Annotated in this window: 2 protein-coding genes; both read left to right on the top strand. The window is 70.3% G+C overall.

What is annotated here, in order from left to right; all coding sequences use genetic code 11:
• Positions 1 to 13: 13 nt before the first annotated feature.
• Entirely contained in the window at positions 14 to 1,213 is a 1,200-nt protein-coding gene (locus BLV94_RS21245; protein WP_072947928.1) for a sensor domain-containing diguanylate cyclase, read from the top strand.
• A gap of 307 nt (positions 1,214 to 1,520) precedes the next feature.
• Positions 1,521 to 18,284: a non-ribosomal peptide synthetase gene (locus tag BLV94_RS21240; protein ID WP_072947931.1), complete on the top strand. Its 16,764-nt coding sequence runs from the start codon at positions 1,521 to 1,523 to the stop codon at positions 18,282 to 18,284.
• The last annotated feature ends 123 nt before the right edge of the window (positions 18,285 to 18,407 follow it).

The raw sequence follows: 18,407 nt of genomic DNA, 5'->3' as shown, positions 1-18,407 counted from the left end.
CGGCGAGGACCTGATGGCGTTGGGCATTCCGCGCCTCGGGGTGGGCATCGTCCGGTACGACGTCATGAACGGCACCTTGTGGTGGGACGAGAAGGCCGCCGCCATCTTCGGGGACGACGGTTCCCTGCCGCCGCTCGAATTGTGGCGGGAGCGCGTCCATTCCGAGGACATCGGCACGGTGCGCCGGATGTTCGAAGACACGGCCGGCTCGGTCGGCGCGGAATGCGTGTTCCGTATCGTGCTGACGGATCGGTCGACCCGGTACATCCTCACCCGCAGCATCGACGTCACCACCGATGCGTCCGGCGATCCCGTCGAGTTGACGGGGGTCGTCATCGAACTCGGACACGTCGCCGGCCGGGACGCCCAGCTCGCGTCTCTGCTCGACCGGGTGGGCCTGGGGTTCATGGCGCTCGACGAGGACCTTCGGATCATCTACGTCAACTCCGTCTGCCTGCGGCACGTACGACGGTCGCGGGAGGAGTTGCTCGGCCGCGTCGTCACCGAGGTTCTCCCCGAAACGCAGGGCAGCTACTTCGACGCACTGTGCCGCAAGGTCCTCGCCACCGGGACTCAGCAGCAGACCCGGGTGGATTCGTTGTATCGGCCCGGGGCGACGATCGAGGTGACCGCCGCGGCCGACGCCGGCGCGCTGGTCGTGCATTTCCGGGACGTCACCGCGGAAGTCACCGCCCAGAAGCAGGCGGAGGAGGCGCATGCGCTGCTTCTGCACGAGGCCACGCACGACAGTCTCACCGGGCTGCTCAATCGCGCCGCCATCACGGAGCATCTGCAGCGCCTGTTCGAGCCCGGCGTGGGTCCGGCGGTCGCGTTGTTCCTCGACGTGGACGGGTTCAAGGAAGTCAACGACACCCGGGGCCATCGCGTCGGCGATTCCATCCTGCAGGCGGTGTCCGAGCATCTGCGGCACGCGATGCGGACGCCGTCCGCGGTGGGCAGACTCGGCGGCGACGAGTTCGTCGCGATCCTTCCGGACATCGACGAACTGGACGCCGACGACGTGGTCGACCGGATGCTCGCCTCGATCATGACGCCGATCGACGTCGGGGACGAACTGCTCGTCGTGACGATCAGTGTGGGGATGGCGCGCAGTACGTCGGCCCGCACGGTCGACGAGTTGCTCCATCACGCCGATATCGCCCTCTACGCCGCCAAGCGCCGGGGCGGGAACACCGCGGTCTGGCACGAATAGGTTTGCCGGGCGGCTGCGGTTGCTGGACGGCTGCCCCCGGAAACCGGCATCGCCCGGGCCTCCCGAGTGAACGAACGCACGGTATGTTTATGGGGCAAAACCCGACGTAGTGACCGCTTTGGCGCGGGGAATTCTGTTGGCAGTGCGGGGGACACGCGGCCGGGGAGATTGAACCGAAATTGCCGCCGTGATAACCATCGCCTGTGAACTTGCTGGCAACCGGCTTGTTGCTGGTGGGTAGCCTAACCTAAACTTCCTCGGGTGCCCGTCGTTGGACGGGCGCTCTCGACGGACGATCGGATCACCCATGTCTCCGGACCACTCGGCGGCTGCTCGCCTTCAGCACCTTTCGGCTGAGAGCGCTTCTTCCTCGATCGGCGCCAGTTCGACGCCTGTCGTGTTGCCGGTGACGGCCGCGCAGTCCGAGGTGTGGGTCGGGCAGCAGCTGAACCCGGGCAGCCCGGTCTACAACCTCTCGCTCGTCGTGGAGGTCGCGGGCCCGATCGATCTGGACCGGACGGTCGCGGCGATCCGGAAGACCGTCGCACGGGCCGACGCCCTGCACGTGCGCTTCGAGCGCGGTGAAGGCAACGAATTGCTCCAGGTGCCGACAGCGCCCGGCGAGTGGACCCTGAGCGTCGTCGACCTGCGCCGCGAAGAGGATCCCGAAGCGAGTGCGCGCGCGTGGATGGACCGCGACATGGAGACGGTCGTCGACATCGAGGGCGACGAACCGCTGTTCCGGCACGCCCTGCTGCGCACCGGAGACGAGTCGGTCATCTGGTACCAGCGCTACCACCACAGCCTCATCGACGGGTACGGCATCACCCTGCTCGTGGCGGACGTCGTCCATCGATACGACCATCCGGAACTCGAGACGTCCACGGCGCCGTGGCCGCTCGACTCCCTCGTGGCGTCCGATCGCGACTACCGCGCCTCGGAGCGTTTCGAATCCGACCGCGACTTCTGGATCCGGCAGGTCGTCGACGCGCCGGAACCGCCCCGCCTGCTCCCGCAGGTCGTCGACCACTCCGGGACGCCGATCTCCGCCCTCGTCGAGATCGACGGGGACGACGCCGACGCGCTCTACGCCTTCGCCTCCGATGCCGGGATCCGGCGCACCCGGCTGCCGCTCGCCGCGGTCGTGGCATACATCCACCGGCTCACCGGCCGCCGCGACCTCACGTTGTCGCTGCCGATGACGGCGCGGGTCGGGCGCGAACTGCGCCGCATCCCGGGGATGTGCTCGACGATCCTGCCGCTCCGGGTGCAGGTGGATCCCGAGATGACGGTGGGTGAGCTCGCCACCCGCATCGACACGACGCTGATCTCGGTGCTGCGGCACGGGCGTTACCGCGGTGAGGACCTCGCCCGCGAACTGCGGTCGATCGACCCGGACCGCCAGATCTTCGGTCCCGGAATCAATTCCATGATGTTCGAGCATTCGCTGACGTTCGGCGGATTCCCGGCGTGGGTGCGCGGTTCGGCGACCGGACCGGTCCGCGACCTCGACTTCTCGATCCGCGGTGGGCAGGATTCGGAGCCCATCCAGATCGACCTCCGGGCCCCGGCCGGTCTCGGGGCCGAACTCGAGGAGCACCGCCGTCGGCTCGAGCACTTCGTCGGGCAGATCGTCGCCGACCCGGCGCAGCCCATCGCGTCGCTCGATCCGATGACCGTGGCCGAGCGCCGGCAGTTGCTGGTGGAGTTCAACGACACGGCGTCCCCGCAGGAATCGGTGACGGTCCCCGAACTGTTCCACGCCCAGGTGGCGCGGACGCCGGATGCCGAGGCCCTGATCGCCGGCGACGTCCGGTTCACCTACCGGGAGCTCGGGGAGCGGGTGGCGCAGCTGTCCCACCACCTCCTGGACCGCGGTGCCGGGTCGGAAACCGTTGTGGCGATAGGCCTTCCGCGCTCCGCGGAAATGGTGATCGGACTGCTCGCCGTCATGTGCTCGGGTGGGGCGTTCGTGCCCCTGGACCCGTCGTGGCCGGAGGACCGCCGGACGTCGGTGCTCGCCGACGCCGGGGCCGCCCTCGTTCTCACCGGCCCCGGCGGGGTCACCGACGCGGGGGAGCGGGCCGTGCCCGTCGACCTCGCGGCGTGGGCGCACGCCGGGCAGCCGACCGAACCGCCCGCCGTGACCGTGCAGGGTGCGCGGCTGGCGTACGTCATCTTCACGTCGGGTTCGACGGGCAGGCCAAAGGGGGCCATGATCCGGCACGAGGCCGTCTGCGCGAGACTGCTGTGGCAGCGCGACGAGATCCTGGGATTCGGACCTTCGGACGCGTCGCTGTTCAAGGCGCCGCTGTCTTTCGACATCTCCGTGAACGAGATCCTGCTGCCGCTGGTGGCGGGTGCCAGGCTGGTGGTGGCCGAGCCTGGCGGGGAACGGGACCCGCAGTATCTCCTTGACCTGATCGCGCGCGAGTCGGTGACGTTCGTCTACCTCGTGTCGTCGATGCTGGACGTGCTGCTCGACCTGTCCCGGGGCACGGACCGGATGTCGGCGCTGAAGCACGTGTGGTGCGGCGGTGAGGTTCTCACACCCCGGCTGTTCGAGAGGTTCCGAGCGCAACTGGCCATCACGATGTACCACGGCTACGGTCCGGCGGAGGCGACGATCGGGGTATCGCACGTGATCTACCGGGAGGACGCCGCGCGGATCGCGACGTCGATCGGGCGCCCGAATCCCAACACCCAGCTGTACGTGCTGGACGAGCACCTGAACCCGGTGCCGCTCGGCACCGGCGGTGAACTGTACGCAGGCGGATTCCTCCTCGGCCGCGGCTACGTGGACGCACCGGAGCTGACGGCGTCCCGCTTCGTCGCAAACCCGTTCGCGGACGACGGTTCCCGGCTGTATCGGACCGGCGACCTCGCCCGCTGGGCGCCGGACGGCACCCTCGACTTCCTCGGACGCGCCGACAACCAGGTGAAGATCCGGGGCATGCGGCTCGAACTCGAGGACGTCGAGGCGGGCATCGTGTCGCATCCCGCCGTCCGGCACAGCGCCGTCGTCGTGCGGGAAACACCGACGGGTACAAAGTATCTCGCGGCCTACGTCGTGGCGAAGCAGGACTCGGTGCCGGACGTCGCCGAGCTGCGGGTCTGGGCGTCGTCGAAGCTGCCGGAGTACATGGTGCCGTCGGCGTTCGTCGTCCTCGACCGGTTCCCGCTCACCCCCAACGGAAAACTGGACCGGCGCGCACTGCCCGAGCCGGACCTCGGCGCGGCCGGTGAGAACGTCGCGCCCCGCACCGCCGCCGAGGAAACCCTGTGTGCGCTGATGGCGGGTGTTCTCGGGGTGGAGTCCGTCGGTGTCACCGACGACTTCTTCGCGCTGGGCGGCGACAGCATCGTCGCGATCCAGCTGGTCAACCACGCTCGGCGGGAAGGGCTCTCGATCAGCCCGCGGGAGATCTTCCAGCTCCGCACCGCGGAGGCGCTCGCCCGGGCGCAGGACGGCCGGACCGTGGCCGCCGCCGATTCGGACGACGTCGCGGTCGGGGACGTTCGCAGCACCCCGATTCTCGCCCGCACCGCCGAGAGGGGCGGCGAGATCGCCGCGTTCCACCAGTCGGTGCTGGTGCAGACTCCGGCGGCCCTCGACGAACCCGCCGCGCGGGCGGCCCTGGCAGCCGTACTCGAGCGGCACGACGCCCTGCGCGCGACGCTGGTGCGCGGTAACGGAAGCGGCCTCCGCCGCGGGGGCGACCACTGGACACTGTCCGTGCCGGAATACTCCCCGGCGGCGGTCGACGGAATCTTGCGGGTCGTCGAATTCGACGGCAGCGCAGAGCAACTCGACAGCGAGACCCGCGCGGCGGTTGCACGGCTCGACCCGGACACGGGCACGATGATGCAGGCCGTCCTCTTCTCCACGGTCGAGGGGTCCGGCCGGTTGTTGCTGATCGGCCACCACCTGGTGGTCGACGGAGTGTCCTGGCGCATCATCCTCGAGGATCTCGCCCGCGCGGGCACCGCGGCGGCGGCCGGGGGCGTCCCCGAACTGCCCCCGGCCGGGACGTCGCTGCGCCGCTGGTCCGAATTGCTCGACGAGCACGCGAAGTCGGGCGCGTTCGACCACGAACTGCCGTTCTGGGCGGACGTCGCAGCCACACCCGATCCGCTCCTCGGCTCGCGGGCGCTCGACCCTGCCGTCGACCTCGCCGGTGACGCCGAAACCCTCACGGTGACCTTGCCTGCGGAGTTCACCGGGCCGCTGCTGTCCACGGTGCCCGCGGCGTTCCACGGCCACGTCAACGACGCTCTTCTCACCGGTGCCGCGGTGGCACTGCGGAGGTGGCGCGGCGGCGAACCCGGCCCCGTGCTCCTCGACGTCGAAGGGCACGGACGCGAGGAAGACCTCGTCCGCCGCAGCGACGGACCCGCCCTCGACCTGTCCCGGACCGTCGGCTGGTTCACCACGGTCTACCCGATGGTGCTCGACCCCGGTGCGGCCGCGGACGAAGCGGGAATCGCCGACGCACTCAAGGCGGTCAAGGACCAGTTGCGCCGCATCCCGGGTGCCGGGTTCGGCTACGGCGCCCTGCGCTACCTCGGTGCCGCGAAACCGGAACTCGCGCACACGCCGGCACCGCAGGTGCTGTTCAACTACCTCGGGCGGGTGACGTCCGGCACCGGCGCCGATTGGCTGCCGCAAGCGATGGGCGGCGCCGACGACCGGCGGATGCCGATCGGACATGCCCTCGCGTTCGACGTGATCGCCGAGGACGGTGCCGGCGGTCCGGTGCTGCGGACGACGCTGACGTGGGCGCCCGGTGTGCTCACCCGCGACGCCGTCCGGGCCCTCGCCGACGAGTGGACCGCGGTGCTGCGGGTGCTCGCCGGGGTCGGTGATCTAGGCGGTCACACGCCGTCGGACTTCCCGCTCGTGTCGCTGACCCAGCCGGACGTGGACGCGCTGGCGGGGGCGGCCGACGTGCTGCCGCTGACACCGCTGCAGGAGGGCATCTACTTCCAGTCGGCGTTCGAGGACACCGGCACGGACCCGTACGTGGTGCAGCAGGTGATCGAACTGACCGGACCCGTCGACGCGGCGGCGCTGCACCGCGGACTGCAGGCCGTCGTCGACCGGCACGCGGCCCTGCGCGTCGGGGTGCGGGCGGTATCGGACGGCCGGGTGGTCCAGGTGGTCGCCGACGACGTCCGGGTGCCGATGGAGGTACTCGATCTCACCGGCGTCGCGGATCCGGCGCAGCGCGTGGACGAAGTGCTGGCGGCGGACCGGGCGCGGGGCTTCGACTTCGCCCGCGGACCCCTGCTGCGCTACACGCTCGCCCAAACCGAACGTGACAGGTTCCTTCTGCTGCAGTCGATTCACCACATCGTCGCCGACGGGTGGTCGGTGCCGGTGATGTTGCGCGAACTAATGGCCCTGTACAGCGTCGAGGGGACGCCGCAGGCGCTGCCGACGCCGACGCCCTACCGGAACTACCTCGAATGGCTGGGGGTGCGGGACCGACAGGCGTCGCTCGCGGTGTGGCGGGAGGCGCTCGCCGATGCTCCCGAGCCGGTGGAACTCCCTGCACCCACGCGGACGGGCGAGTCCGGGATCCGCAGTGTCCGGGTGGCACTGCCGTCTGAAGACACCGCCGCCCTCACCGCGGTCGGCCGGACCCGCGGGCTGACGCTCAGCACGCTGGTGCACGGCACGTGGGGCCTGGTCCTCGGCCGCCTCACCGGCAACGAGGACATGCTGTTCGGTTCGACGGTGTCGGGCCGCGGCGGCGATCTGCCCGGCATCGAGACCATGGTGGGCCTGTTCATCAACACCGTTCCCACCCGACTGCGGTACCGGCCCACCGACACGGTGGCCGCGGCCCTCGCCCGGTGGCAGCACGAGCAGTCGACGCTGCTCGACCACCAGTACCTCGGACTGGCCGAACTGCGCCGGGAAGCGGGACTGCAGAACCTGTTCGAGACACTGGTCGTGTTCGAGAACTATCCGCTCGGCGACGGCGCGGTCGCGGACCCGTCCGGTGCGGTGCAGTTGACCGGCATCCGTTTCGACGAGCACCCGCCGTACGCAATGACGCTGATCGTGATGCCCGGCGACGCGCTGACCCTCGAGCTGAAATACGACGCCGCCCGCATCGACGCGGCGACCGCGACCCGGTTCGCGGAGTCGACGATCGCCTATCTCACCGAGCTGACCCGCGACGCCGACCAGACCGTGTCCGCCGTCCCGCTGGCGTCGCGTCAGCCGATCGAGGCCGCACTGCGGGACGTCGAGGTGGAGTTCCCCGACACGACGGTGACCGCCCTGCTCGAGGAGCAGGCCGCGCGGACGCCGGACGCGGTGGCCGTCGCGATCGACGACGACCACCTCACGTACGCGGAACTGCACGCACGCGCCAACCGCCTCGCCCGGCTGCTCGCCGAGCGTGGGGTGGCACCCGAGTCGAAGGTCGCGGTGGCACTGCCGCGTTCGCTGGACTTGATGGTGGCGCTGCTCGCGGTCGGGAAGGCGGGCGGCGCCTACGTCCCGCTCGACACCGGGTACCCCGCGGACCGGCTGGCGTACATGCTGGCCGACGCGGAGCCGGTGTGCGTTCTCACCGACGGCACCGTGACGTTCGCCGGTTCCGGCGTCCCGGAGGTCCGGGTGTCCGACGCCGACCGGTACTCGCCCGAGCCGCTGACCGGTGTCCCGCTCGCACCGCAGCACCCGGCCTACGTCATCTACACGTCCGGCTCGACGGGACGGCCCAAGGGGGTCGTCGTGCCGCACACCGGCATCGTCAACCGTCTGCTGTGGGTTCAGCAATTCCGCCCGATCACCCCTTCGGACAACGTGTTCCAGAAGACGCCGTCCAGCTTCGACGTGTCGGTTCTGGAATTCTTCGGACCGCTCCTCGCCGGCGCGACGCTCGTGCTGGCCCGGCCGGACGGCCACAAGGACCCGGCGTACCTCGCCGACGTCATCCTGCGGCAGTCGATCACGCGCGTGCACTTCGTCCCGTCGATGCTCGAGGTGTTCCTCGCCGAGCCGGCCGCCGCCCGGTGCACCGGTCTGCGGATCATCTCCTGCAGCGGTGAGGCGCTGCCCGTGGCGTCCGCGCGGCGCGTCGCCGAACTCCTGCCGGGAGTGGAACTCGACAACCTCTACGGCCCCACCGAGGCGTCGGTCGACGTCAGCTACGCCGCGTCCGTCCAGGGAATCGACGCGGCCGCGCCGTCCGTGCCGATCGGCCTGCCGACGTCCAACACCGGCCTGTACGTGCTCGACCGGTATCTGCAGCCCGTGCCCGCGGGCGCCGCCGGTGAGCTCTATCTGTCCGGTCCGCAGCTGGCCCGCGGCTACCTGGGCAGGCCCGGGTTGAGCGCGGAACGCTTCGTCGCCGACCCGTTCTCCCGCAACGGGTCCCGCATGTACCGCACCGGCGACGTCGCCCGGGTCGACGCGGACGGTGCCGTCGAGTACCTCGGCCGGATCGACGATCAGGTGAAGCTGCGCGGCTTCCGGATCGAACTGGGCGAGATCGAAGCGCAGATGGCCGCGTGCCCCGGCGTGCGGCAGGCCGCCGCCGTCGTGCGCTCGGACGCGCCCGGCCGGCAACAGCTGGTCGGGTACGTCGTCGGGGACGCCGATCTGAACGACGTCCGTGCGCGCCTCGCCTCGGCGCTGCCGGAGTTCATGGTGCCCGTCGCGTTCGTGAACGTGACCGAATTCCCGCTCGGCCCCAGCGGCAAGCTGAACCGCAAAGCCCTTCCCGCGCCGGACTTCGCGGCGCAGGCGAGCTCCGAGCCTGTTGTGGAGAGCGGGACCGCGGGGGTGCTCGCCGCCCACTACGCCGAGGTTCTCGGTCTCGGGGCGGTCGGGGTGGACGACGACTTCTTCGCCCTGGGTGGAGACAGCATCCTCGCCATCCGCCTGGTGAATCTCGCTCGCCGGGAGGGGATCACGGTCACCCCGCGGCAGATCTTCGAGCAGCGGACACCGGCCGCGCTCGCGCGACTGGTCGCGGCCACCGCCGTCGCACCGGCCCCGCGGGTGGAGGAATCGGGCATCGGCGTCCTGCCGCCCCTTCCCGTCGTCCACCGGCTGTCCGAGTGGAGTGGCGGAAAGAACCGCTTCAACCAGGCCGTCCTCCTCCACACCCCGGCCGGCACCGACGCCACCGTCCTCACGGCGGCCCTGCACTCGGTGATCGCCCACCACGACGGCCTGCGGCAGACGCTCACCCGGCACGCACCGGGCGTGTGGTCGCTCGAGATCGCGGCCACCGCCGACCTGACGCTGCGCCGCGTCGACGTCACCGGACTCGACGCCGACGCGCTGCGCGAGATGGTGGCGGCCGAATCCGACGCCGCCACAGACCGTCTGAACCCCGACGACGGCACCGTGCTGTCCGCGGTGTGGTTCGACGCAGGCCCGCAGGAACTGGGCAGGCTCCTGCTCGTCGCGCACCACCTGGTGATCGACGGGGTGTCGTGGCGGACCCTGATCGAGGACCTCGCCATGGCGTGGGTGGCCGCCGACAGCGGCGAGAACGCGGCACTCGACCCGGTGCCCACGTCGCTGCGCGGATTCGCCCGCGTCGTCACCGAGCAGGCACAGGAACCGGCCCGCCTGGCAGAACTCGACCACTGGCTGCGGGTCACCGAACCCGGTGCCGACCTGGTGCCCGGCACCGACGGACACGCCGTGGTGAGCAGCGGCGCCCGGCGGACGGTCCGCCTGGACCGGACACTCACGACGGCCGTGCTGACCACCGTGCCCGCCGTCGTCGGCGCGGACGTCACCGACGTGCTGCTCGCGGCGCTGCGACTGTCGGCCGACCGCTGGCTCGCCGAGCGCGGACGCGCCAACGACCTGCTGGTCGACCTCGAGCGGCACGGACGCGAAGAACTCGCCGAGGGCGTGGATCTCTCCCGCACGGTCGGCTGGCTCACCAACGTCACCCCCGTCCGGTTGCGCAGCCGGGCAGGCGCGCTCGACACGCTCAAGGACGTGAAGGAGCAGTTGCGCGGCGCGCCCGAAGGCGGCATCGGCTACGGCATGCTCCGGTACGTCAACGCGCGCACCGCCGGTCTCCTCGCGGCACGGTCCGAATCGCAGGTGCTGTTCAACTACCTGGGCCGCATGCCGCACGCCGCGCCCGGACAACCCTGGACTCCCGCGGTCGAATCCGACTCCCTGGCAACCGATCCCGATGCCGACCTCGGCGGTCCGTACCGTCTGGTCATCAACGCGCTGTGCGAGGAATCCGCAGAGGGCACCGAACTGCAGGCCGTGTTCGCCTGGTCGGACGCCGACCTGAGCGAGGCCGACACCGTCGCGTTGAGCGACGGCTGGGTGGCCGCCCTTCGTGAACTCGCCGACGCCGCCGCAGCACACGACGGACCGGCGATGCTCACGCCGTCCGACCTGCCGCTCGTGACGCTGACGCAGGACGAGATCGACCGGATCGTCCAGGCGAGCCCGAGCGGGGTGGACACGGTGCTGCCGCTGTCGCCACTGCAGGAGGGCCTGTACTTCCAGGCCGGGTTCGACTCCGGCACCGACATCTACACGGCACAGTTCTCCCTCGACTTCGAGCACCGCCTCGACGCCGATCAGCTCGCCGCCGCGCTGCGAACCCTGCAACGCCGCAACCCCACGCTGCGAGCAGGATTCGTCAGCGCGGGCCTGCCCGCGCCGGTGCAGTTCTTCGGCACCGGACTGGACGTGCCCGTCGCCGAGTTCGACCTGCGCGAACTCGACGAGACCGAACGCGACTCCTACGCCGCACAATTGACGGCGCAGGACCGGCTGACACCGTTCGACCTGACCGCCCCGCCGCTGTGGCGGGCAATGGTGTTGCGACTCGGTGATTCCCACGACCGACTGGTGATCAACCGGCAGTTCCTGCTGTGGGACGGATGGTCCAACGGTCTCGTCGTCAGTCAGCTGCTCGCCCTGTACGAATCGGGTGGCGACGACACCGGGTTCGCCGCCCCGGAAGGGTCCTTCGAGGACTACCTGCAGTGGCTGGCCACCCGGGACGCGGACGCCGCGCAGTCGGCGTGGACCGACGCCCTCGGCGGGCTCGACGAACCGACGCTGCTGGCCGCGACGGTCACCGGGGAGCCGCAGCCGCCGCAGCGCCGGGACGCGGTGCTGTCCGAGGACCTGAGCGAACGGCTCCGGGCCGGTGCCCGCGGCGCCGGTGTCACGTTCAACGCGGTACTGAACGCCGCGCTGGCCGTCGTCCTCGGAATCGAGACGGGACGCCGCGACCTCGTGTTCGGCACCACCGTGGCCGGACGGCCACCGGAGGTCCCGGGCATCGACGCGGTGACGGGCATGTTCCTCAACACCGTCCCCGTCCGGACGACACTGCGCGCCGACGAGACCGTCGCCGACCTGCTGCGGCGCATCCAGTCCGAGCGGTTGGCGCTGACCCCGTACGACTACCTCGGGCTCGCCTCCATCCAGCGAGTCTCCGAGCACCGGCAACTGTTCGACGTGCTCTACGTGCTGCAGAACTTCGTGGACGAGAAGCAGGTGTCGGCGCTCAACGCGGCGCACGACATCAGCGGCGGCGACAGCATCGACCACACGCACTACCCGGTCACCGTCGTCGTGACACCCGGCGCGAGCGTGAAGGTGAAGTTCGAGTTCCATCCGGAGAAGATCCCGGCGTCGCGGGTCGAACGCATGCTGTCGCGGTACGTGACCGTGCTCGAGGAGTGGTCCACGGACCTGTCGGGCATGGTCGGCGGAATCGCCGGTGCCGCAACACCCGTGCCGATCCAGCCGAAAGCCCTGCCCGACGCGACCATCGCCGACCTGTTCGCCGACGCGGCGCTCGTCCGTCCCGACGAGACGGCCCTCGTGTTCGGGGACCGCGCCGTGAGCTACGCCGAACTCGACGCCGACGTGAACCGGATGGCCCGGCTGCTGCTGGGCCGCGGCGCGGGACCGGAACGGATCGTCGCGCTCGCACTGCCGCGGACGGTGGAGATGGTGGTGGCGCTGTTCGCCGTCCTGCGCACCGGATCCGCGTATCTGCCGCTCGAACTCGACCATCCGGCCGAGCGTCTCGTCGCGATGCTCGACGACGCCCGGCCGACGGTCCTCGTCACCACGTCGGACGTCGCGGGCACGCTCGCCGCGGCCACCGTCGACACGCTGGCCGTCGACACCCTCGACCTCGGCGCGGTCGCGTCCGCACCGCTGTCGGAGGCCGAACTCGGCGGGTTCGCGCCCGGAACCCCGGGGCGCCTGGACCATCCGGCGTACGTCATCTACACGTCGGGGTCCACCGGCAAGCCGAAGGGCGTCGTCACCCCGTACCGCGGCCTGACCAACATGCAGTTCAACCACCGGGAGGCGATCTTCGAACCCGTCGTCGCCGCGGCGGGCGGCAGGCGACTGCGCATCGCCCACACCGTGTCGTTCGCGTTCGACATGTCGTGGGAGGAACTGCTGTGGCTGGTGGAGGGCCACGAGGTCCACATCTGCGACGAGAACCTGCGGCGTGACGCGGAGGCGCTCGTGGCCTACTGCGACACCCACGAGATCGACGTCGTCAACGTGACACCGACGTACGCGCAGCACCTGATCGAGGAGGGTCTGCTCGACGACGGCCGGGGACGGCACCGGCCGCCGCTGGTGCTTCTCGGCGGCGAAGCGGTGTCGGATTCGGTGTGGAACCGGTTGCGCGACACGGACGGAACGTGCGGGTACAACCTGTACGGACCCACCGAGTACACTATCAACACGCTGGGTGCCGGCACCGCCGACAGCGCGACGCCCACCGTCGGCACACCGATCTGGAACACGTCCGCCTATGTGCTGGACGCCTGGTTGCGTCCGGTTCCGGACGGCGTTCCCGGTGAGCTGTACATCTCCGGGGTGGGGTTGGCCCGCGGCTACCTCGACCGGTTCGCGTTGACGGCGGAGCGTTTTGTCGCCGACCCGTTCCGTCAATCCGTACGTATGTATCGGACGGGCGACCTCGTCCGCCGGCGTGACGACGGGAACCTCGACTTCCTGGGTCGCACGGACGATCAGGTGAAGATCCGCGGTCACCGGGTGGAACTCGGCGAAATCGCCTCGGCGCTCGAAGCGCTGGACGGCGTGCGCCAGGCGGCGGTCGTCGTCGACTCGGGGCCGGGCGGGTTCAAGCGGCTCGTCGGCTACGCCGTCCCCGTGAGTACTTATCAACCGCCGGACGTTAACAAGTACTCACAGGCGCTGCGCGCAACGTTGCCGGACTACATGGTGCCCGCCGCGGTCATCGAGGTCGACAGGCTGCCGATGACGGTCAACGGCAAACTCGACGTCAAGGCGCTGCCGTCGGCGGACGACGTGCTCGGCCGGAGCGGCGGTGCGCGCACCGAACCCCGCACCGACACCGAACGGGTGCTGTCCGAATTGTTCGGCGAGATCCTCGGCGTTCCGGCCCCCGGGGTCGACGACGACTTCTTCGACCTCGGCGGTCACTCGCTGCTCGCCACCAGGCTGATCAGCCGGGCACGGGCCGCGCTCGACACCGACCTCACCATGCGCGACCTGTTCGAGGCGCCGACGGTGGCCGAACTCGCCACCCGGATCGGCGACGACACCGCGTCGACGCGTCCGGTGCTGGCGGCCAGGCCACGGCCCGAGCATCTGCCGCTCTCCGCTGCGCAGCAACGCCTCTGGCTCCTGCAGCAGATGGAAGGGGCGTCGGTTCGAGATGGGGCGGGCGCCGCCGTCGCCTACAACTTCCCGATCGTCCTGCGACTGCGGGACGCACTCGACCCGGAGGTGTTCGAGCAGGCGCTGACCGACGTGGTGTCGCGGCACGAGTCGCTGCGCACCGTGTTCGGGGAGCACGACGGGGAACCCGTGCAGGTGATCCTGGACGACGTCCGCCCCGACGTCGCGGTCGTGGACGGCACCGGGGCCGATCTGGTCCGGCTCGTCACCGAGACCGTCGGCCGGCCGTTCGACCTGGCCACCGAGATCCCGGTGCGCGCGAGCCTCATCCGGGTCGGCGACGAGCAGGTGCTGGCGATCGTGCTGCACCACATCGCAACCGATGAGTGGTCGGACCGGCCGTTCCTGCGGGACCTGATGACGGCGTACGCCGCTCGCGCGCAGGGTTCGGCACCGGGGTGGACGCCGCTGGCCGTCCAGTACGCCGATTACACGCTGTGGCAGCGCGACGTCCTGGGTGACCCGCAGGAGAAGTCCAGCCTCGTCAGCCGTCAACTCGACTACTGGGCGAAGACCCTCGACGGGGCGCCGGAGGAGTTGGTGCTCCCCGCCGACCGCACCCGGCCGGCGCGGCCCAGCTTCGCGGGCGGCGCCATCGAGGCGACGCTCGACGCCGCGACGACGCGGGCGCTCCGTTCGCTCGCGCGGACGTCGGGGACCAGCATGTTCATGGTGCTGCACGCGGCGTCGGCGGCGTTGCTGCACCGTCTCGGCGCGGGCGACGATCTGCCGATCGGGGCACCGGTCGCCGGCCGCAGCGAACTGGGCCTCGACGACCTGATCGGGTTCTTCGTCAACACCGTGGTGCTGCGGACGGACGTGTCGGGCAACCCCACGTTCGACCAGCTGCTGGCCCGGGTCCGCGACACCGACCTGGCGGCCTTCTCGCACTCGGACGTTCCGTTCGAAACCGTTGTGGAGAAGGTGAATCCGGCGCGGACGCTGGCCCGGAACCCGCTGTTCCAGGTGATGGTCGGCTACCACAGTCGGACGTCCGATTCGGCGCAGGCCGCCGGATCGGCCCTCACCCCGGTGGTGTTCGAGGAACGCACGGCCAAGTTCGACCTGGTGTTCAACTTCACCGAGTACCTCGACGACGACCGGGTCGAACTGCGCCTCGAATACGGTTCGGACCTGTTCGACAAGGCCACCGCGGAGAAGATCGCGCGCAGGCAGGTCGAGGTGCTCGGCGCCGTCGCGTCCGACTCGGGGCGCGCCGTCGGCGACCTCGACGTGTTCCTCGGCGACGAACGTGAACTGGTGGTGCACGGGTTCAACGACACCGCACAGCCGGTGGCGGAGGAGACGTTCTACGAGGCGTTCGCGCGCCACGTCGCCGCGACCCCCGACGCTGTGGCCGTCGTCGACGCCGCGGGCGAGGTGACGTATGCGGAGCTGAGTGCCCGCGCCGACCGGATCGCCGCGCTGCTGCATCGCCGCGGTGTCTCGGCCGAAGACGTTGTGGGTCTCGCGGTCCCGAGGTCTTCGCAGATGGTGGCGGTCGTGCTCGGGGTGCTGAAGCTCGGGGCGGCGTACCTGCCGCTCGACCTGAACCACCCGTCCGACCGCATCTCCTACATGCTCGCCGACTCCGCGGCGCGGGTGCTGGCGACCACGGTGGGGGAGAGCCCGCGCATCGCGGAGGCCGACGGCCTCGTTCGCGTTCTGCTCGACGACGAGTCCGTCGTCACGGAGCTCGAGGCCGGGTTCGACGGACCGGTGCCGCAGCCCCCGCGGGGCCTGAACCATGCCGCGTACGTCATCTACACGTCGGGCTCCACCGGTAAACCCAAGGGCGCGATCCTCACTCACGACGGGATCTCCAGCCTCGTCGCCACCGCCGAACAGCGGATGAAACTCGTCCCGGGCTCGGTGGTGATGCAGTTCGCGTCGATCGGATTCGACGTGGCGGTCTTCGAGTTGTCGATGGCGCTCTGCACGGGCTCCCGTGTGGTGATCGTGCCCGACGAGTCCCGCGTCGCCGGACCGGAACTCACCGATTTCATGGCCGCGCATTCCGTGACGCACGCGATCATTCCGCCGTCCCTGCTGGCGGCGCTGCCGTCCGGATGCGACGTCCCCGAGGGATGTACCGTGCTGGTGGGCACGGAGACCGTGCCGCCGGAACTGATCGGACGGTGGGCGGAGCGGCTCAACCTGCTGGCCGCCTACGGTCTCACCGAGGCCACCGTCAACAACACGTTGTGGCAGGCGGAGCCCGGGTGGAACTCCGCTGTGCCGATCGGCATCCCGGACCCCAACGAACAGGCGTACGTCCTCGACGACCGCCTGCAGCCGGTGCCGCCGGGGGTGGCGGGCGAGTTGTACATCGCCGGCCGCGGACTGGCGCGCGGATATCTCGGCAGGCCCGACCTCACGTCGGTCCGGTTCGTGCCCAGCCCCTTCGGCGACGCGGGCACCCGCATGTACCGGACCGGTGACCGGGCGCGCTGGCGGGCCGACGGCAACATCGACTTCCTCGGACGCGTCGACGACCAGGTGAAGATCCGTGGGTTCCGCATCGAACTCGGCGAGATCATCGCGGCCCTCGGAAGCCATCCGGCCGTGAAGCAGTCGGCGGTCGTCGCCGATCGGTCCGGCGACATCGTCCGCCTCGTCGGCTACGTCACCCCGGCCGACGGGCACGGGGCCGGGCAGATCGATCCGCAAGCAGTGCGGGAACACGCCGCCGCGCGCTTGCCCGACTACATGGTGCCGACTCTCGTGGTCGTGCTGGACGGCGAACTTCCGTTGACCCCCAACGGGAAACTCGACCGCAAGGCGCTGCCGCTGCCGGACTGGTCGGCCCTGACCGGGGACGGCACTCCGCAGACGCCGGAGCAGAAGGAGATCGCCGCAGCGTTCGCCGAGATCCTGCACCTGCCGTCGGTCGGCATCCACGACAACTTCTTCGACCTCGGTGGTAACTCCATGGCGTCGATGCGGCTGGTGGGCCGGATCCGTGGGCGGTTCGCCGTCGACATCGGCATCCGGGACGTGTTCGACAGTTCCACGGTGGCCGAACTCTCCGCGATCGTCGCGGCGGCCGCGTCCACCGGCAGGCCGGTGCTGACGGCGTCGGACCCCCGGCCCGAGACGCTTCCGCTGTCCGGGCCGCAACGCAGGTTCTGGAAGCAGTTCCGGGCGGCGGGCGCCGACGCCCGCGCCAGTCACGCACTGTCGCTGCAGCTTCGCGACACCGTCGACCCCGAGATCCTGGCGCAGGCTCTCGACGACGTCACGACGCGGCACGAACCGCTGCGCACCGTGTACGTCGAGGTCGGGGACACCGTGTTCGCCCAGGAGGCGGTGCGGCCCGCCCTCGAACTCGTCGACGTCGAGGACGGGGACGTGCACCGCACGGTCTTCGAGTTGGCGCAGGCACCCCTCGACCTCACCGAGCACGCACCGCTGCGGGTGCATCTGGTGACCGGTGCGGACGGCACCCAGGCGCTGCTCCTCGCGATGCACTACATCGCCGTCGATGAATGGTCCGTGGTGCCGTTGCTCGGTGACCTGATGGGCGCATACGCCGCCCGCTCACACGGCGGCGAACCCGAATGGGACCCGCTGCCCGTCGGATACGCCGACTACGTGGTGTGGTCGCAGGCACTCGCCGGCGATCCCGGGGACCCGGACAGCCGCCGGTCCCGTCAGCTCGCGTACTGGCGCGAGACGCTGGACGGGATGCCGTCCCGGCTCGAACTTCCCGCCCCGGGCATTCGCGGACCGCGGACGGCGGAGATCGTGCCCGTCGAGATCGACGCGGAACTGCACAGCGCGGTCGCGAAGTTCGCGAGCGACACGGGCACCAGCCTGTTCATGGTGTTGCAGGCGGCGCTCGCGACCGTGCTGACCCGGCACGGCGCCGGCACGGACATCCCGCTGGGGTCGCTCGTCGCGGGACGCACCGAGGAGACGCTGGACGCGCTCGTCGGCTGCTTCTTCAATATCGTTCTGCTGCGAACGGATACGAGTGGTGATCCCGATCCCGTGGAGTTGCTGCAGCGTATCCGCGCTGGAAATCTCGACGCGCTGGACAACCAGGACGTGGCATTCGCCGACGTGGTGGAGGCGCTCGGCGACACGCCGGTGCTTCGTCCGCAGGTCATGATCGTTCATCACGAGCAGGCCAGGCTCGGTCACCTCGACGCGCTGGGCGGCTTCATGCCGGTGCCGGTGGGTGTGCCGGATTCGGATCTGACGCTGAGCTTCTACGAGCCGATCGGCGGCGGACCCGTCCACGCATATTTCTCTTTCTCCTCGGATGTGCTGGATGCCGAGGAGGTCCGTGGCTGGGCGTCGGAGTTGTCGGCGCTGGTCACCGCATGGGTGGAAGGCGTCCGATGATCAAGAGTGATCTAGGTCGCAGTTCTGGGGCGGACTTCGCCGCCTCGGGGGCCGGAAGTACTTGGTACTGTGCTCGAAATAAGGATAGGCTTCACTATCTTGCCGGAAGACAGACGGCGGCTG

The organism is Rhodococcus koreensis (assembly GCF_900105905.1).
GTDB lineage: Bacteria > Actinomycetota > Actinomycetes > Mycobacteriales > Mycobacteriaceae > Rhodococcus_F > Rhodococcus_F koreensis.
The sequence above is the reverse complement of the archived record's forward strand: the minus strand, read 5'-3'. Positions and strand labels throughout refer to the sequence as shown.

Coding starts and splice junctions, on each gene's coding strand:
- BLV94_RS21240 (WP_072947931.1), top strand. CDS start 1,521: ATGTCTCCGGACCACTCGGCGGCTGCTCGCCTTCAGCACCTTTCGGCT.
- BLV94_RS21245 (WP_072947928.1), top strand. CDS start 14: ATGGCGTTGGGCATTCCGCGCCTCGGGGTGGGCATCGTCCGGTACGAC.